Raw genomic sequence first — 18576 nt, 5'->3', positions numbered from 1 at the left:
GGTGCCGGCGTCATGATTGAATCTCTGGGTACTGAGCACGAGCTGCACGACCAAACGGAACCGAGGGGGAACCGTGTCCGCGACCGCGCTGACACCGTGGTGGGAGAGGCTGAGCCTGCGCGACGAGATCACCGACGCTTCGGGGGTGGCCAGCGACATTCAGGTCTCTCTCTACCGAGTGGCGTACGGCGAAGGCGGGAACCGACCGCACTATGCGAGCGCCTCCGCCTACGGACAGGTCACCCACCCCACATCCCAACTGGTCGACCTGCTCACCCAGATCGCGATACGGTTGGCCGGGGGCGCGAAGTACCAGTCCGTGCCGGCGCTGACCCGGCTCGACCAGGGGATGGGCGGAGGCAAGTCGCACGCCTGCATAGGTGCCTGGCATCTGGTGAAGGACCCAGAGGCTCTGGCCCAGGAGGACGTCGGTCGTGAGGTCTTCGAGCAGGCCAGGGCCGCGCTGGGGCAGGAACTCCCACGAGACCTCAACAAGCCGCACGTAGTCGTGTTGTCGTGCGACAACATGGTCCCTGGCGCGACAGTCCCTGAGCAAGATGGTCCGTGGGCCCACAACCTTTATGAACGGTTCCTGTGGCGGCTGTTCGACGGGTTGCCCGATCAGTTGCCCCGTTACGAAAGCTATCGGTCGCATTTTTCCAGCAAGGCCAAAATTGGGGAAGCAATAGCTTCGCTGGACCGTCCTGTGCTCGTTATCATTGACGAAGTTCTCAACTATGTGGGCGACGGCCTTGAGGGCTGCGGGGACAAGCAGCTCATCGCGCAGGACATGGCGTTTCTCAGGGCGCTGACGGAGACGGTGAGCACTGTACCGCACGTTTCCATGCTGGTCGTGATGATTAACTCGGAGAAGGATCCGACTACGCTCCAGGGAGACGGTGACGCTCGACGCCAGGACCTGCAGACCTACTTGGAGCGGAATGGCAAGACCAAATCGGTGAACGAGAATGGCGACTTCACAGCCATCTTGCGCCGTCGGCTCTTCGCTAATTCCGCGGATCCAGCTGTTGACCAGACCGCGCAGCAGACAGCCGAATCATTTCGGCCGGTTATGGAGCAGGGTAACTGGAAGACGAAGGTCTTCGGAGCCCTGAGCGCTCCGTGGACGAGCCGTTTCCAGGACGCTGTTGTGCGTTCGTACCCCTTCCATCCTCAGCTGATGGACCTGGCCGAGCGGGAATGGGCGAATCTCACTGGTTTCCAGCAGGTGCGATCCACCATCACGATCTTCGCCGCAACGGCGTACGCGCTGGCCGAACGGGCCAAGCGCGGCGAATGGGCGCCCTTGCTCATAGGACCGGGAGACCTGCCGCTGTCGGACGGCACGGTACGTGATGCGGTCATTGGCTCGGGCCTGATATCCGATACCAAGACCCAGGGAAACTACCGCTCCATCGCGCAGAGCGACATCGTTGACTTGGAAGACAGCGGAGGTGCCGCGCGGCGGCTCGATGTGAGTCGGGTCGGCGCTCCATGGGCGCAAAGCAACCCCCGGGCCGCCGAGCGTGCTGCCACGTTCATCTATCTGGCGTCCATCGTCGGAACACGCGGAGGCTCACGTCGAGGTGCCTCTGACCCCGAAGCCAAGGCAGCCACGGTCGTGCCCGACCCCAGCTATGACTACGCGGAGGCGGATGCCGTCGTACGGGCGCTCACCAACGTCGACGACGCTGGCCTAGCTACGGTCGAGGTCCTTGAGGGCAGAGGCGGCCAGCCACGGCGCTACTTCCTCTCGACCCGGCAGCGTCTGCCCATGCTGATGCGGGCCATGCGCAACTCGGTGACCGACCAGGACCGGGATCAGGCCATCGCCAAATACACCAAGGAAGCGCTGACGGCCGGGCCGTTCGCCAAAGCCCGGTTCATACACGCCGACGCCAGTCACAGCCACCGTGCTCTCCTGGTTGAGGCCGAGATCGACGAGGCGCGCACCACGCGGCTGATCGCGCTGGACCCGGCGATGTACACCGTCGGCAACGGCACGCAGAAGGCCACCCTCGGAGCAGTGCAAGCCGTACTCGGCCTCGGAGCCGACCGACTTGCGGTTGCATGGGCCTCGTCCGCGGTCTTCACTGTGGCTTCAGCCCGCGGCCGTACACAGGCCCGCAGAGCCGCGACCGAATATCTGGCCAGTGAGCGGGTGTTGGAGGGACCGGAAGCCGAAGCGGACGAGGACATCGCCGTGCAGGCCACAGCAAAGCGGGACGACGACCTCCGTCGACTCAAGGACAGCGTCCGCAGGGCCTTTCAGCACGTGCTCTATCTGGCACAGCCGGACCCCACCGTGGACCGCGAGGTCGCCCAGCTCAATCTGGAGCAGGGCACACTTGACGGAGCCGTGGTGTGGGAGGCACTAGCAGCCGCGCAGAAGGCATTTCGGCCCGGTGAGTTCACCGGCACCGCTCTCCTTCACAACCTGCGCGACAGCGACTATGACCGCCGCCCCCTGGCGGAGATTCGGGACTCATTCTGGGACACACCGCGTTTGGGACTGCTCCCCGGCGACGGAACCGAAGAGCTGCGGCGAGCCATGTATCAGGCGGTGCACGATGGAGAACTTCGGATCGTACGGCAAGGAGGGGAGCCCGTCGTCGTCGACGCCCTCACCGGGATCAACTTCAACGCTCCGACCTATCGGCTCGCCAAGCCCGAGCCTGCGCCGACCACGACGGAGGAGACAGAGGGCAAGGGCGAGCAGGGAGACACCGGGCGTTCGGGGCAAACAGCGGGAAGCGGCGCGTCCAGTAGTTCGGGTTCGGGCACTGGTTCTGGCGGCGGCACGCGAGCCAGGCCAGGTGCCGACACCGGTGGCCCCACGGCCGTGGAGCAGCAGGTTGCCTTCACCGTGATGAAGAACCTCATCAGCGAGCCGGACTCGGCCGACAAGTTGGCGCAGTTGTTCCGAAAGCTCTTTGATCTCCTGGACCGCGGTGTGGTCTCCTATCTGTCCTCCACGCTCCAGGTGACCATGCCATCCGAACAGGCCAGTGAAGTCAGGGATTTGGCGCAGAGCCTCGGCATTTCTGTCTCTATCCGTGATCGCTGATGACTGGCATTGAGATTCGTTGACCGATGGGTCGGCGTTCCAGCCAGAGCCCTAGGACCCGGCGCAGCAGGCTCGCGACGGGCCACTGTTCGAGTCCTAGGGCATCCACCACGGCGATGAGCGCTCTCATCACCTGTTGATCTTCGAGGGGCTCGTCCAGCAGCGAGAGATCCGGAAGGTGGCGGTGGTCCACTTTTGTGACGTGCCCCTTGTCCGTCTCCTGGCGCCATATGCCCGCTCCTGCCAGGGCCTCGACCGCCTTATGAGCAAGCTCCCTTTCGCGCTGATCAAGGTCCTTCTCGCTGAGCAGCGGCTCCAGTACGGCACCCAGCGGCATCGGCTCGCTGTCCTGCACCTGGGGCTCATATTCCCGGAGGGGGGACAACCTGAAGTTCACTGGCAGACCGGCAACGGCTTGCCGCCGTTCTCGGCCGGCGTCCCGTAGGTTCACGACGCCTTGCCTCAACCAGGACTTGGCTTTACCCGCCAGAGTGCCCGTGCCGCTTGCCCACGTGGCACAGACGATGAGAGCACTGAGCGTCGCGGTTCCCGCTGATGCCAGTGCGTCTGATATGGCTGCTTCCACCACCTCGGATGCTGTCGCATTCTGAGACATGACGCCGGCCAATACGTCAGCGAGCCGGACAAGGTGCAGCCCGGGCGTCTTCCGCAGCAGTTCGACGGCGTGCTGCACGAGGAGCGCCTGATAGCGCGGTGAGCTCTCCGCGATCTGTTCCTCCAGCAGGTCCGCAGCTAGATACGCGGCAGGAGCAACAGCCCTGCTGAGGGCATCGCTAACGTCGGCGGAGCGCATCTGCGACAGCACATCCCCTCGCAGATGAGCGCGCTCCGAGAAGATCCGGCCGGCGGCGAGCAGCCAGGTGTTTCTCCAATGCGCCGACGGAACGAGAGTCACCAGGTTCGCGATGACCTCTGTGTCGGACGCAGATACCAATGCCCTTGCTGCCATGAATTCCTGAAGGCTGCGGACCTCGAAACCGACGCCGTCCGCTGGCATCGGCGTCAGCAGAACCAGTCGCTGCGTCGCCAGAGACACCAGCTTTCCCGAGAGGATATCCGCTTGGTCCGCATCGTACTCTTCCTGCCGGAGGATGCGCATTGCAAGCTGTCGCAGTTCCTTATGAGACAGTGCGGCCTCGGCGTCACCCCTCTGCTCCGAACGCACCTGGAGCACAAGGCCGACTGCCTCCTGAAGGGCATCGACGTGGGTCTTGTGATGTTCGAGCAGCATTGCGGACCCCGTGGCCTTTGCAACCTCTCGGGCGAACAACGTGTCGTAGTAGCCCTTGAACAGGCCGTAGCGGTGCTGCGGTGCCGTTGGCCGCCGCTCAAGAAGTAGCGACATGATGGAAATCTGCAACGGCGAGCGCATCAGCCGTGACGTGCGCTGCTCTCTCGCCGCTTTCCGAATCCTGCCAAGGACCTGCTCCTGCTTGTCGGGATCGGAGGCGTGACGGGCGCCGGCCAGCCGCTCGGCATACTTGACGGCTTGGGCCTCCTCAAGAGGGCATAGACGCAGGTATTCGTACTGGTCCGGATCGAATTCGTCTCCGTAACCCTGGGGCCGTGTTGTCGCAACGGTCAGGAGGTCGGCGTCGCGTCGAGCCGCGTCGATCTGGAAGTCCCGGATGTGCCGGAGCAGGTCTTCTCGGAGCTGTTGATCAGCCACCTCGTCCAGTCCGTCGAGTACCAGCAGCCAGGGCCATTGCCCCAGCCAGTCGAGGAGCTGCTGCTCCGTCACGGTGGCGGGTGCCCGTTGGGTGACCTTCCTGGCAATATAGCGAAGGATCGTCATGTTGGGGTCGGCGGCGAATCTGTCTGCGTACTGATCCAACCGGACGTGGAAGGGCCAGCGGCGTGCGACGGGCAGTTCAAGACCCGCCGAGCCGAGGAATTCACCGGTGAACTCCCGGCAGAAGGAGCGGACCTCAGGCGGGAGCGACTGATCGGGAAGATCGGCCAGCAATGCAACCCGATAGATTTGGCAGATTAGTTGGGCCAGTGTGGTTTTCCCCTGGCCTGGGCCTCCGAGGAGGACCATCCGGTCGGGTGGATTCGTTCCCTCTTGGGAGTCCTTGTCGTCTCGAGCGCAGAGACTTGGGCGCAGGACTCGATTCCCCCGGGTGATCACATGCGCCGCGGTGTGGACCTCCGCCTCTTCACGGTCAAGGCGGGCGGGAAGGTCGATGGCGACTCTATCGAGACGAAGACGCTGGTCGTCGTTGTCGCCGGCCTGCCCGAGACGTACCCACTGTTCAGCCAGCAATTCCTTGGCGACATGCGTCGACAGGGACTCTTGGACGCCATCGTCAAGGCCGCGTACGTAGTTGTGGAGACGGGCCAGCACATCGCCCGGCGTGATCAACCCGTAGTATCTGTGCGCTACTTCCGACGCAACTTCAAGCAATCGGCACAACTGATCGTAGTGCCATACGCGGTAGCCCTTCAGGCCGATCTGAGGAGCGTATTCCTCAATCAGGGCGTTGATTGAGTCGATCCCACCGCTTTCCGGATAGGGAGAGAGGACAACATTGCTTACGGCTAGGAAGTACTCGGGGCGACGTCCCCGTCCTGAGGCGGGATCGATCCACTTCTCGAACTCATCTTTGAGTTGGTCCTTCAGCCATGTCGCGTTGTTCCCGGGGTCCCTGGGGCGGTAGCGGAACTTGGCCTGGATGACGCCGTACCCTTCCCACGGCCCGTCCGGGTCGGGATCGGGGAAGTTGACTTTTCCCTCAAACGTGGCCTCCCGGCCGCCATCGGCGCCATCGCCAAAGGCTTCGACACCCGGACCGAGCACCTTGATGGCCAAGGCTTGGGTCAGATGTTCGAATTCTCGCTCGCCTAGTCGGTTGAGGTCATAGTCCACGGGACTATCCTCACCCATACAACATCCCTTGCAACGTGGTTCGTTGAACTCTGATCGGCAACCCTCCTGGCCGCCCGCCGCGCTTGTGGTCTGGGACCCGTATCGCCGTGGGCGACCTACCTGCCCGCCCTACGGGCAGGGGATGTGGCGGTAAGACGGGCGGTGGGTCGTTGTTGTCGGTGGCATCCGGTATCAATCGATGTGGAGACGACCACGGCGGCCGCGGGATCACAGGGGTGGGGTAGCAAGTGACTGATCAGCCGGTTTTCGTCCTGGGGAGCGATCTGCAGGCTCTGGAGCCTGCTGCGTTCGAGACCGAGGCGGAGTTCCAGGAGCTGTCACCCGCGGGTGCTGGATTTCGGCTCGCTAGCCGATGGCCAGCCGTTGCGGCTGGTGCTGGTGGCACGCGAGATGGGTGTGCCGACGAGTGCGGAGAGCGGTCCGGCGTACTGGCTGGACCATCTCTTCGTCGATGCCGACGGGGCTCCGACGCTGGTGGAGGTCAAGCGGGCAAGCGATACACGCATCCGCCGCGAGGTGGTGGGCCAGATGCTGGACTATGCGGCCAACGGGGCGCGTTACTGGCCCGCGGCGCTGCTCCAGCGCTCCTTCGAGGAGACCTGCGTCGTGGACGGCCGATCGCTGGAAGAGGCGTACCTGAGTGAAGTGAACGGCCGCGGCCAGGGAGACTGCCGGCACCGGGCGCGCTGGAAGCGGGCGTACGGGAGATGACCGGCCTCGCGGGTGCGCGAGGCCGGATCCTGCAGGACGTTTCGCAGCGCGGCCACAGGTTGTACCGACATCGCTCGTCGAAGGCGGTGCGGTTACACACAGGCGGGTACGCCGGCCCGGCCGTCTTCGGCGCGCTTCTTGCTACCACGTGCTCCGTCGAGGCTTCCGCGGAGGACGTCCGCGAGGCGGTCTCCGCTCCGGCTGAGGCGCCGGGTAGACCCTCGATACGCAGGCCGGAGGTACTATGGGCCACGGAGTAGCCCATACCGCGAGCGACGTGCGCCCGGGAATTTCCTTGGTCGCCAGCCGTACGGAGAACCCGGCTTCCAACAGCGCCACGCCGGTCGTGAGACCCGAGACGGCTGCGCCCACGACGACGACCGTTACGACTCTCTCCTCACGCAGCTCTCTGCTCAGCCCCGACGCTCCACGATTGCCCCGCTGGCGATTCCGCCAACCAGCGCGCGCATCGCCGCCTTCGGGAAGAGCAACGGCCCACGGCTGATGTCCTTGGAGTCGCGCACTGCGGCGTGTTCGCCCAGTTCCGCGACTTCCACGCAGTCGTTCGCACCCCCGCTGTATGAGCTCTTCCGCCACCGCGCGTGTGTGAGCCCGACGTCGTGTGGAGCTGCCGTGACGTCGTGCGGGGCGGCCATGCTGGGCGTGCTCACTCTTCGAGCTCCTTGCTGATGCGTGCGATGCGGGTGCCGGCCTCCGATGGGTCGAGGGCGCTGTCCCTCAACTGATCGAAGATTTCCGTGTAGTCGTCCACGTCCTCCGGGGATTCGAGATACACGGAGTTCTTGGGATTCTCCAGCCACACCAGATCCGGCGTGGGGTGCGGGAAAGTCAAGATGACGAACGGGCCGTACAGCCCGGGATGCGCGCCGAGCGAGAACGGCAGGAGCTGCACAGTGACGTTCGGCCGCTCGCTCACTTCCACCAGTTTCCGCATCTGGTCGCGCATAACCTCAACGGAGCCGACCGTCCTGCGCAGCACGGCTTCGTCGAGGATCGCCCACAGTCTGGCGGGGGCCTCACCATCCAAGCGGCTGTTCTGCCGCTCCATGCGAACCCTGACCAGGGACTCGACCTGCGGCGGGGACAGATCCTTCCTCATCTGGGAGATCACGGCACGCGCGTAATCCTCGGTCTGGAGCAGCCCCGGCACGAGCATCGGCTGGTAGCTGGCGAGGTGCGTCGCGCCGGCCTCCAGCGCGAGGTACCCGTCGTAGCGCGTCGGGGTGAGCACTGTCGAGTACTTCCGCCACCAGGGCTTCTGCTGCTCCTTGTCCGCCCGAACGAGGTCGAGCACGTCAGCGCGACGGTCCTCGTCCCTGACTCCGTACAGGTCCAGCAGTGCCCGGACGAGGACCGGCGTCGTACCGCGTTCGCCGTTCTCGATCCGGCTCAGGGACCCCTGGTTGACCTCCAGTTGGTCGGCGACCTCGGTGAGGGTGAGCCCGGTCGCGTCACGCAGTTCCTTCAGCCGTGCTGCGAGCTGTCGCCGGTACACCGACTGCGGAACCAGGCTTCTCTTCAAGGCCATGCCGGAAGTCTCTCCGTACCGACGACACCTCTACAACCCATACGGGTCAACTTCACCAGACATATTGCCTAGTTGGTGGTTGCGTCGGCATGCTGTCAGGAGTCACGACGCGCGTTCGTACGGGCGTGCGCCGCAGCCGACCGATGGGCGAGCATGGCCACGACCTCGCTACCGGCACGCGCCTCCGCGTCGGTCCTGCACGCCGCACCAGGAGGGTGGGCCATGCCACGGACAACGCTGCTTCGGCAGCTGCTCCAGCAACGGCACCTGACGACGCACGAAGCTTTCGCCGCCCAGTACGAGCGGGCCGCCGCCCGGCTGGCGGAACTCGACCGCGACCCCCGCCTGGCCTCTCTCCAGGTCTCTCCACGCCAGTTCGACCGCTGGTACGGCGGGGAGTTGCTGACTCTGCCCCGTCCTGACGCCTGCCGAGTTCTGGAGCACATGCTGGGCAGACCCGTGTCCGAGCTGTTCTCCGCGGCGTACGACGGCGACTCCGCGCACGACCGCGACGAGGAGTCGAGCACGGGCCAGCAGGCGAGGAGTGCGCCCCTGCCCCGCGAGGACGACGAGAACCCACTGGACATCGTCACCCGCACCCGGCAACTCACGGCCAGCAACGCCGACGACGCGACGCTCGCCTTCCTCGACTCCTCGCTGGAGGGCATCACCAGCCGGTACGAACAGGACGGGCCGTACGTCCTCCGCCCCCAGGCCCGCCAGGTACGGCAGCTCGCCCACACCCTCCTCGACGGCCGCCAGCCCCCACGCGCGCGCCGGGAGCTCTTCTGCCTCGCCGCCCGCGCCTCCGGCCTGCTCGGCTACATGGCGGTGAACACGGGAGACTTCGCGCTCTCGGAGGCGTACTGCACCGAAGCCCGGGATCTCAGCCGTGAGATCGGCGACCTGGACACCGACCTCTGGGCGTGCGGCACCCTCTCCTTCAGCCTCTACTACGCCGGCCGGTACGGCGAAGCGGACGCCTGCGCGGCTGCGGCCGTCGAGCGAGCCCCGCGCCACGCCCAGTGCATCCGCCTGCTCGCCAACGGCCGGGCCCGGGCCCTCGGCAAGACCGGCGACCGGCGTGCCGTCGAGCAGGCCATCGGACAGGCACTCCGCCTCTCCGACCTCCACGAGGTACCCGTCGGGCTGACCTCCTGCATCTCCTTCGAGCCGTACGGACGGGCCCGAACGCTGGCCAACGCCGTCACGTCACACGTCGCGCTGCGCAACACGGCCCAGGTACTGCGCGACGCCGAGCACATCGACGATCTGGTGGAGCACTCGACGTCTTCCTGGAGCCGTTCGCTCGTACGCCTCGACGTCGCCACCGCGCTGCTGCAGCAGCGCACGCCCGACATCGACCACGCGATGGCGCTGGGCCGTGAGGCCCTGCGGTTGTGCGGAGAGACACCGATCAGCTCCGTCTACCAACGCTCCCGGGACCTGCACGAGCAGGTCGGGCCGTGGCGTGATCACCCGGCGGTACGCGATTATGGCGACGAGTTCCGGACCTGGAGCTCGCAGCCAGCGGCCCTGGCCATGGCGTCATCCGCGTCGTAGGCGCCGAGGGTGTCGTCGCGCTCCGGGGCAGTGTGAAGCCGAAGGAGTACGTCGGGTGCCCCTGCTCAGCGCCGACCCCGCCGCGTTCCCCGCCGAGCCCCCCGCCGACACGCACGATCCGGCGGTCACCGCGGCCCACGACTGGGCGGCGTTCAGCGCACTCGATGAGATGACCGACCACTGGGCACGCCCCGGCTGGGCAGACGGCAGTCGCGCGTACTACTGGATGCTGACATTCCCAGATGATCAGCGGCTCGCGACTCTCGCCGGGCACTGCCAGGAGGAGCTGGCACCCCTCGGCCTCGACCCGGTGCCGACCGACGGACTGCACATCACCCTCGCCCGAGTCGGAACGCCGGGCGTCGTCACCCCCGAGCAGTTGGACAGCCTGGCGCGGGACGCCGAGGCGCTGCTGCCCTCCGCGTTCGCCGTACGTGCCATGCCTCTGGCCGGCTCCCGAGGCGCCGTCCGGCTGTCCCTCGGCCCCTGGGAACCCCTGCTCCGGCTGCACCACGCGCTGTCCAAGGCGGGGAGCAGCGTCGGTCTGGCCCCGAAGAAGCCGACGTCCGCTTTCCGGCCGCACCTGAGCCTCGCGTACAACAACCGTTGGCGCCCCGCCGCGCCCGTTGTGGAGACGGTCTCAGGGCTTCGCGCTCTACCGGCTGTCGAACTCTCCGTGCCCGCCGTCCAGTTGGTGGAGCTCCGCCGTGAGGGGCGGACGTACCGCTGGGATGTGCGGAAGAGCGTCCCGCTCGGATAGCCCACCGGCGTCAAGGGCAAGAACCACGACCACTTCCTTGCCGATTGCAGTCGGCTGGACGATCCACGCGGAGGCCAACTCCCCGACGAGCAGCAGTCCGAGACCACTGCCCGTCAACTCATCCACCGACTCCTCCGCAGAGCGTGCCCGGACCCTGGAGACATCCCGTCCCGCGTCATGGACTCGCAGTACCACCACGTCCCGGTAGACCTCCACACACATGCAATCCGGTCCGCCGGCTGTGTGCCTGAGCGCGTTGCCCACGAGTTCCGAGGCGATCAGAACGGCGTCGTCGACCCGCTCCGGCGCGGCACGTCCCTCGAGGAACTCTCGCACGTGTCTGCGCGCGAGGCCCGAAGGCTCGGTGCAATCGGCCAGCTTCACCCAATGACGCCGTACTGGCGTCCGCCTGCAGAGGTGCTCTTCGTCCACCGCGTCCATCGCCGCTTCTCGTTTCCGCTTGGCACTGGACCGATCAGCCTCGCCACGCCGGAGCCGCGGCGGTACGCCGCGGCCCCGCCTCTTCGCGCGCCGCCGGACGGCGGACGAACGGCGTGCTGACGGCGTACCGCCGCCGACTGCCCCCGGCGAGGCTCTTCGTCGAGACGCCGGTCCTTGGCGTCCCGGCTCACCTGGCTGGAGGTAACGCGGAATGAGCGGCAGTGCGAGGCAGACCGCACCCCACGAGGTGCCCCCGGACACACGCCTGGTGTTGTACGCCTGCCTGCCCGCGTCGCTCGGTGAGGCCGCCGACCACAGCGTGGCCAGCGCACGGCGGTACGTGGCCGATGCCGGCTGGGAGGCGATCGAGACGTACGTCGACCGGGCGGCACCGTTCGAGAGCCGCGCCCTGTGTGAGGGCTGGCACAACGCTTTGGCCGCGGTCGAGCAGGAGAAGGCGGCCGGGATCGTCACCCCTCTGCTCGTGATGCTGGGGCATCTGGAGGAGGACAGGGCGAACCTCGCTGCCTGGCAGGCTCGGACCGGAGCGCTGATCACGACGCCGTGGGCGGTCGTCGATGCCGCAGGCGCCACGGTCGCACGGCGGTCGGCGGCGTGATGGCCCGGATGCGGCAACGGTCGCTCCTGCGGCTGCTCGGCCAGGTCGGATGGGTGCTGCGGCATCCGGCGACGTACGTCGGTCGGTTCGGCTTCGGCACCTTCCAGGTGCTGTTCCTGCCCGTCCTGGTGACCGGCACAACGTTGACCACGCTCTACGCGGGCCAGTTCCAGTAGCCCCGGCCCGTGTCCTCGACCCCCCTCTCCGGATGCTCCGAATCCATGTCCCCCACGGAATCCGGTCAACCGGGGAGGGGCCGCACCCGAGGTGCGAATGCAGAAACCCGGCCCCGCGGCAATCCACACACAGGCCGGGCAGCACGACGAATCGTTCGGATCTTTCCGACAGAAGAGGAAGTGCGATGACCGCAACCATGCTCAGCCCGATCACACCGGCCACCACTGGGGCGTCCATTGCGATGGCCGTCCCCGGGGCGCCCGCCGACCCGTTCGACGTCGACCTGACCATCGTCACGGAGGTCGGCGCCGACCTGCTCCCCAAGGCGTGCGGCACCGGTGACGGGTGCGCGCCCTCCTGCGCCTCGTCCTGCGCCAGTGCCGTCTGACGACGGCCCGTGCATGGGGTCGGGGGCGCTGCCGCCCCCGACCCCGCTCGTTCACAGCACTGATGGCGGAGGCATGGGGATGGGAAGCGACGGAAAGCTCTACCAGCACACGGGCGCGGCGCTGCTGCGGGCCGCCGCGATGCCGCTGACGGGTCTGCCGACATGGTGGCCTGACCCGTCCGACACGGAGGCGTGTGGCAGGTGGCTGAAGCATGTGTGGGCCGATGCGCGGTTCGCCGACGCCGTACGGCAGGCGAGCGATGACCTCGCCACGCGGGTCGACGCGATCTGCGCTGGGCAGCCGACACGCTCCAAGCAGGTCCGGCGCGCCGCCATGGCCACCGTCCGCTACTTGTTGCGCGCCACCGGGCGACCGACCCCGTTCGGCCTCTTCGCGGGAGTCACCGCAGCCAGCGTGGGCTCGACGCCGCACGTGAGGTGTGGCGACGCACACCGGGCCGCGGCGCGGGTGGATGCCGAGTGGCTGGACGACGTCATCGTCCGCTTGGAAGCGTGCCCGGCCCTGCTGGAGCGCCTGGATGTCGTCCTGAACAACCTGGCGGCGCGCCGCGGCGGACGCCTTCACGTCCCGCATGGCGGACCGATGGGTGCCACCGTCCGCCGCACCAGCGCGGTCCGCGTGATCGAGGACCTGGCACGCCGGCCGGTCCGCTTCGCCGCCCTCGCCGAGCAGCTGGCGGCCTCCTTCCCCCGAACCGAGCCGCGGAGCATCCGCACACTGCTCGGCGCGTTGGTGCGCGAGAAGTTCCTGATCACCAGTTTGCGTGCGCCGATGACCGAAACCGATCCGCTGTCCCACCTGATCGAGCGGCTGCACGGCGCGGAGGCGCGCACGGTGCCGCAGGTCGCGCAGGTTGTGCACGAGCTGGAGGCGGTGCAACGCGCCGTACACGAGCACAACCGGCGCCCGGCGAGCGCGCAAGGGCCGGCTCGGGAGGATCTCACGGGTCGACTGCGTCGGCTCTCCGACGCGGGTCGAAGTCCCTTGGCCGTCGACCTGCGGCTGGACGCCGAAGTACGGATCCCCGAGAGCGTCGCGCAGGAGATGGAGAGGGCTGCCGATGCTCTACTGCGGCTCACGCACCGACCGGCGGGCCAGGGTGTGTGGAAGGAGTACCAGGTCGCGTTCTGGGAGCGGTATGGCACCGGCACGCTCGTGCCGGTGAAGGAGGTCGTCGACCCGGCGTCCGGGCTCGGCTACCCGGCCGAGTACCCCGGCAGCCGCATGACCGCACCGCCCCCGACAGTCTCCGAGCGTGACGAGCGGCTGCTGGCCCTGGCATGGCAGGCGCTGGCCGACGGCAGTAGGGAGATCGTCCTCACCGACGACCTGATCGACCGCCTGGCCGGCGATGCGCCGACCGGGCAGGAGGCACCACCCCACGTGGAGATATGCGCGCGCCTGCACGCCGACAGCCTGTCCGCCCTGCAACGCGGGGACTTCACGCTCACGGTGACACCGGCCCGCGCCGCGGGCACGCTCACCTCCCGGTTCACTCCGGTCGCCACCGGCACGGGACTCGACGAGATCTACCGCCAAGTTCCCACGGGCGTCGAGAACGCGCTGACCGCGCAGCTGTCCTTCCCGCCGCTGTACCCGCACACAGAGAATGTCGCCCGTATCCCCGCTTATCTTCCACACGTGATCCCGTTGGGCGAGCACCGCAGCCTCGACGACACCGCGCCGACGCTCATCGACGTAGACGACCTCGCGGTCACGGCCACGCACACCCGGCTGTACCTGGTCAGCATCTCCCGCCGTCGCTTGGTGGACCCGCAGGTCTTCCACGCCATGGCCCTGGACAAGCAACCGCCGCCCCTGGCCCGGTTCCTGGCGCACCTGACCCGCTCCTTCGGCCCTGCCTGGACCGGCTTCGACTGGGGGCCGCACGGCGCACGGCTGCCGTTCCTGCCGCGCGTCCGCTATGGACGCGTGATCCTCTCTCCCAGCTGCTGGAACCTGACCGCCGACGACCTTCCAAGCCGCGGCGCGGACATGCGGGAGTGGACCGACGCCCTCGGCCAGTGGCGGAAGCGCTGGCACTGCCACGGTGCCGTCGAGCTGCGGGAGGACGACCGGACACGCCGGCTCCAACTCGACGTGCCCGCCCACGCCACCGTCCTGCGCGCCCACCTGGACCGGGAAGCCCATGCCGTGCTCACGGAGGCGCCGGCCGAGGAGACCTACGGCTGGATCGGCGGCCACGTCCACGAGATCGCCCTGCCGATGACCAGCACCCGCCCGCCGATACCCGACCCGCTTTCCGGCTTCCTCCCCGTGCTCACCAACAGCACCCTCGGACCCGTAGCGGGGGCGGTACAGGCACCCTGGCTGAACGCCAAGATCTACAGCCACCCCGATCAGCTCGATGAGCTGATCGGCACCCACCTCGCGCGGCTCGTGACCCAACTCCCAGGTACACCCGAGTGGTGGTTCGTCCGCTACCGCACCCCGAACGACCTCGACCACCTCCGCTTGCGCATCCGCACCCGCAGCCCCGGACAGTACGCCGCCTGCACTGAGCTCGTCGCCGGATGGGCCACCGGGCTGCGCCGCGAGGGACTCAGCAGCAGACTCGTGTTCGACACGTACACCCCGGAGATCGGCCGCTACGGCCCAGGTGCCGCCCTGCGCAGTGCCGAGGCGGTGTTCACGGCCGACTCGGCTTACGCCCTTGTCGCCCTGCAGGGCCCCGGAGCCGACGGCATCGACGGACGCGCGCTGGCCGCGGTCGGCATGGTGGACATCGCCTGTGGCTTGCTCGGCCCTGACGAGGGCATGCAGTGGCTGGCCAACCGCCCCGCGCCTCCGGCCCACGTCGAGCGAGGCGTCAGCGACCAGGCCATCGCACTCGTCCGCCACACCACGCCTCGGGCCCGCGGCTGGGGCGAAGCTCTCGCCCAAGCGTGGCACCGTCGCGCCGTGGCCTTGGCGCTGTATCGCGAGCGCCTCGCCGAGAGCATGGACCTCGACTCCGTCCTGGAATCCTTGCTGCACATGCACCACAACCGCCTGCGCGGCCTGGACCGGGAGGACGAGAGGATCTGCCGCCGCCTTGCCCGTCAGTCCGCCGTCGCATGGGCCGCCTGGCCGGGGGAGAGCCGCTGATGAACCACGACACGCCGCCCACCCGCACCAGGTCCGGCTGGGGACAGTCGCTGTACTCCGGCGCGGCGGGAGTCGCCCTGCTGCACGCCGTCAGGGCCCACACCGGCGAAGACGACAGGGACGCGCTCCGGCCATGGGCCGCCGCCATGCTCAAGGGCCCTATCCAGGCCGCCCCCGAAGCATGCGGTCTGTACGAGGGCGCCCCGGCCATCGCGTACGTCCTCAGCTTCACGCACACGAACACCGCCACGCGCGCCCTGGCTACCCTGGACACACACCTCGCCGACGTCACCCGCCAACGACTCAAGCGGGCACACGCCCGCATCGATCGCGGCGCGTTGCCCACCCTGGGCGAGTACGACCTCATCCGCGGACTGACCGGGCTGGGCGTGTACCACCTGCACCGCGGCCACAAGACGGAGCTTCAGGACGTCCTCGCCTACCTGGTGCGGCTGACGGAACCGATCACCATCGAAGCCCAACGTCTGCCCGGCTGGTGGACGGGAGACAGCCCCGATCTGCGACCGACGCCGCGATGGCCCGGCGGACACGGCAACCTCGGCCTCGCCCACGGCATCACCGGACCGCTGGCGTTGCTGGCCACGGCACTGCGCCACGCCCACACGGTGCCCGGACAGACGCAAGCCATCACCCGAATCTGCGACTGGCTCGACCGGTGGCGCACCGGCACCGACTCGCGCGCCTGGTGGCCGGACCTGATCACCCGAGCCGAACACCGACGCGGCGAACTCCAGCGCCCAGGACCGAAACGCCCGTCCTGGTGCTACGGCACCCCCGGCATCGCCCGCGCCCAGCAACTCGCCAGCCTCGCCCTCGGCGACCGTGACCGACAACGCCAAGCCGAGCAGGCCCTGGCCGGATGCCTGGCCGACGACCAGCAGCTCGCCCAGCTCACCGACGCATCCCTCTGCCACGGCTGGGCGGGGCTCATACAGACCGTCTCCCGGGCCGCCGCCGACTCCCTCAACGACGAACTCGCATCGCATCTACCCCGCCTGAACGCCCGGCTCAACAAGCACCTGGACCACCACGGACTACCGGAAGGCGCCGGCCTGATGGACGGCACGGCAGGCATCCACCTGGTCCGCCTCACCGACCCCGTCAACACGGCGATCACCGCCCGCTGGGACCGCTGCCTGCTCCTGACGGGATGAAGCAGCGACCCGCACCCGCGCACCAGAACAAATGAGTACGATCTGCCCCCTGCCGCACGCACGGCCGGGCACCTTCCGGAAGGACGCGATGAACACCACCGCTGGCGCCTCCCCCGAGGACCTGCGCAACCGCCTGGTCGACGCCATCCTGAAGGAGGACATCTCCGGCCTCCGCGACGCACGCGTCGAAACCGCCATGCGGACCGTACCCCGCCATGCCTTCCTCCCTGACGCGCCGCTCCAGGAGGCGTACGCCAACAAGAGCGTGACGATCAAGGAGAACCCCGACGAGGACGCACTCCCGCTGAGCTGCGCCTCGCAGCCCGATGTCGTGCACTTCATGCTGGTCCAGCTCGCCGTCCGCGAAGGCGACACCGTCTTCGAGATCGGGGCCGGCACCGGCTACAACGCCGCCCTGCTCAAGCACCTCACCGGGAAGTCCGGACAGGTCACCACGTGCGACATCGACGCCGACGTGACCGCCTACGCCCGTCGGATGCTGGACGCGAACGGATACGAAGCCGTTCGCGTGGTCACGAGGGACGGCGCCCTCGGCGTCCCGGAGTTCAGCCCCTACGACCGAATGATCGCCACGGTCGGCATGTGGGACCTCCCCGGTGCATGGTGGGACCAGCTCACCGTCGGCGGACGCCTGGTGGTCCCGCTGCGGTGGCGCGGGCTCTCCAGGGCCGTGGCCTTCCAACGCGAGGAGATGCGGATGCGGTCCGACTCCGTCAAGATGTGCGGCTTCCTCCCGGTGATCGGCCAGGACGGGGAGCGGAACGACTACATCGACGACGACCGGCTCGTCAGGCTCTACTGGGACGAGGACCAGTCCATCGCCCCGGAACTTCTGCGCGACGCGCTCACCCGACCGAAGTCGGTCGTCTGGACCGATGTGACGGTCGGCCCCGTCGAGTCGTTCGACGGCGTCTGGCTGCGGTTGAGCGCCACCGAGCGAGCGACCTGCCGCATCACCGCGAAGCCCGCAGCGATGGAGGCCGGCCTCCACCGCCCCGCCTCACCCGCCCTGAGCCCCGCCCTCGTCGAGGGGGACTCCATCGCGTACCTCACCCTGGAGCGGACCGACGAAGACCCCGAGACAGAACCCCGGTTCCGGCTGGGAGCCGTCGGCTATGGCCCGGCCGGCGCCGATCTCGCCGAGCGGATCTGCGCGCAGATCCACGCCTGGAGCCCGGCCCGGACAGCCGAACCCGTGGTCACGGCCTACCCCGCCGAGACACCGGACAGTGATATCGCTGACGGAGCCGTGATCGACCGGCCCTCCGTGCGGCTGGTCATCGCCTACTGATCCTGACGCAGGTGGACGCGGCCGTAGGCAGGTGCGGCTGCGCCCACCGAAACGAGAACAGAGCGGCGTCGGAGCACGGTGGTCATCCCTGGGTGGCTACGGCGACGTCTATTGGGCTCTGGTACAGATCTTGAGGAGCGATCGCGGAGGGTTGCGGAGTGCTCGTGATCGCACATGAGGTCCATCAGCCACAGACCACCTGTGGATAAAATCTTGGGTCGCGTGACGCTTGAGTGAGGGGGTTCCATGGCCCTGGCGGAAGAATCCGACCGGCTGCCGCGCCTGGAGCACACCGTGGTCACTGCTCGCTTCGAGTACGTCTGCCGCCCGTTTGGGCAGGGCTTGTTGGACAAGAACCGTGCACTCAATGAATTGGACTTCACTCGGCACCAACGGGCGCGGCTCAAGGAGTCCATCGCCACCGACGTCCGCAAGCTCTGCGACATGCTTATACCCGAAGCACGGTATCCGTTGGTCAGCGTAGCTGCAGCAGGGCTGGCCGAAGCCAGCAACGTCGATCTGCGACGGGAGACGTGGCACTCGCAGACCCGGTTCGACCCCAAACGGGCGTTGTTCCACTACGAGCACATGAACCCCGTCAGCCAGATCGTGAACGCCCTGGACTGCGCCGGTTCCATCGGAGAGATCGTGCAGGTCCTCGCCGACAACCTGCGACTGGCCTGGATCACCAAGGAGGAGGACGCCCGGCTGACCGCACTTGGCTACCGCCATAAGCGGCCCAACCCCGACGCCGCGTATGCAGAGGCCGGCAT

15 protein-coding genes are annotated in these 18576 nt (G+C 67.7%); 11 read left to right on the top strand and 4 right to left on the bottom strand.

All coding sequences use genetic code 11. The annotated features are described in order from the left end of the window. Window positions 1-73: 73 nt before the first annotated feature. A complete protein-coding gene (locus tag AC5WS8_RS35835; RefSeq protein WP_496107675.1) occupies window positions 74-3067 on the top strand; it encodes a DUF499 family protein in 2994 nt (997 codons plus the stop codon). Here AC5WS8_RS35835 and AC5WS8_RS35830 read toward each other — a convergent pair. Continuing rightward, the gene (locus AC5WS8_RS35830; protein WP_496107674.1) at window positions 3051-5957 is read right to left on the bottom strand and encodes an NACHT domain-containing protein; all 2907 of its coding nucleotides are present in this window, start codon (window positions 5955-5957) and stop codon (window positions 3051-3053) included. The two genes, AC5WS8_RS35835 and AC5WS8_RS35830, sit on opposite strands and share 17 nt — an antisense overlap. Before the next feature lie 348 nt (window positions 5958-6305). Between AC5WS8_RS35830 and AC5WS8_RS35825 the strand changes: the two genes are divergently transcribed. Continuing rightward, complete coding sequence (locus AC5WS8_RS35825; protein WP_496107673.1) at window positions 6306-6689, top strand: hypothetical protein; 384 nt, start codon at window positions 6306-6308, stop codon at window positions 6687-6689. A 413-nt stretch (window positions 6690-7102) separates the two neighbouring features. Here the strand turns inward: AC5WS8_RS35825 and AC5WS8_RS35820 are convergent, their stop codons facing one another. Next, window positions 7103-7360, bottom strand: a complete 258-nt coding sequence (locus AC5WS8_RS35820) for a DUF397 domain-containing protein (RefSeq protein ID WP_496107672.1) — start codon at window positions 7358-7360, stop codon at window positions 7103-7105. Further along, window positions 7357-8238, bottom strand: coding sequence for a helix-turn-helix domain-containing protein (locus AC5WS8_RS35815; protein WP_496107671.1), 882 nt, complete (start codon window positions 8236-8238; stop codon window positions 7357-7359). The genes AC5WS8_RS35820 and AC5WS8_RS35815 overlap by 4 nt, the downstream gene beginning before the upstream one ends. Before the next feature lie 222 nt (window positions 8239-8460). On the opposite strand from AC5WS8_RS35815, the gene AC5WS8_RS35810 reads away from it, so the two are divergent. Further along, window positions 8461-9801, top strand: a complete 1341-nt coding sequence (locus AC5WS8_RS35810; RefSeq protein ID WP_496107670.1) for an NsdA family TPR-like regulatory protein — start codon at window positions 8461-8463, stop codon at window positions 9799-9801. Between the two features lie 55 nt (window positions 9802-9856). Further along, window positions 9857-10561, top strand: coding sequence for a 2'-5' RNA ligase family protein (locus AC5WS8_RS35805; protein WP_496107669.1), 705 nt, complete (start codon window positions 9857-9859; stop codon window positions 10559-10561). Here AC5WS8_RS35805 and AC5WS8_RS35800 read toward each other — a convergent pair. Further along, window positions 10457-11002, bottom strand: coding sequence for an ATP-binding protein (locus tag AC5WS8_RS35800; protein WP_496107668.1), 546 nt, complete (start codon window positions 11000-11002; stop codon window positions 10457-10459). The two genes, AC5WS8_RS35805 and AC5WS8_RS35800, sit on opposite strands and share 105 nt — an antisense overlap. Window positions 11003-11213: 211 nt before the next feature. Here AC5WS8_RS35800 and AC5WS8_RS35795 point away from each other — a divergent pair, with 211 nt between their 5' ends. The 7 genes from AC5WS8_RS35795 to AC5WS8_RS35765 all read left to right on the top strand — a co-directional run. Next, window positions 11214-11621, top strand: a complete 408-nt coding sequence (locus tag AC5WS8_RS35795; protein WP_496107667.1) for a hypothetical protein — start codon at window positions 11214-11216, stop codon at window positions 11619-11621. An 8-nt stretch (window positions 11622-11629) separates the two neighbouring features. Continuing rightward, window positions 11630-11797, top strand: coding sequence for a hypothetical protein (locus AC5WS8_RS35790; protein ID WP_496107666.1), 168 nt, complete (start codon window positions 11630-11632; stop codon window positions 11795-11797). A gap of 185 nt (window positions 11798-11982) precedes the next feature. Continuing rightward, window positions 11983-12186: an FxLD family lanthipeptide gene (locus AC5WS8_RS35785; protein ID WP_496107665.1), complete on the top strand. Its 204-nt coding sequence runs from the start codon at window positions 11983-11985 to the stop codon at window positions 12184-12186. A gap of 79 nt (window positions 12187-12265) precedes the next feature. Then, the gene (locus AC5WS8_RS35780) at window positions 12266-15316 is read left to right on the top strand and encodes a lantibiotic dehydratase (protein ID WP_496107664.1); all 3051 of its coding nucleotides are present in this window, start codon (window positions 12266-12268) and stop codon (window positions 15314-15316) included. After that, entirely contained in the window at window positions 15316-16491 is a 1176-nt protein-coding gene (locus tag AC5WS8_RS35775; RefSeq protein WP_496107663.1) for a lanthionine synthetase C family protein, read from the top strand. The genes AC5WS8_RS35780 and AC5WS8_RS35775 overlap by 1 nt, the downstream gene beginning before the upstream one ends. A gap of 88 nt (window positions 16492-16579) precedes the next feature. Next, window positions 16580-17803: a methyltransferase, FxLD system gene (gene fxlM, locus AC5WS8_RS35770; RefSeq protein WP_496107662.1), complete on the top strand. Its 1224-nt coding sequence runs from the start codon at window positions 16580-16582 to the stop codon at window positions 17801-17803. A 246-nt stretch (window positions 17804-18049) separates the two neighbouring features. After that, window positions 18050-18576 (top strand): hypothetical protein (locus AC5WS8_RS35765; protein ID WP_496107661.1); only part of this gene is annotated, 527 nt, incomplete at its 3' end.

Source organism: Streptomyces sp. PTL18 (assembly GCF_059510295.1).
The sequence above is the reverse complement of the archived record's forward strand: the minus strand, read 5'-3'. Positions and strand labels throughout refer to the sequence as shown.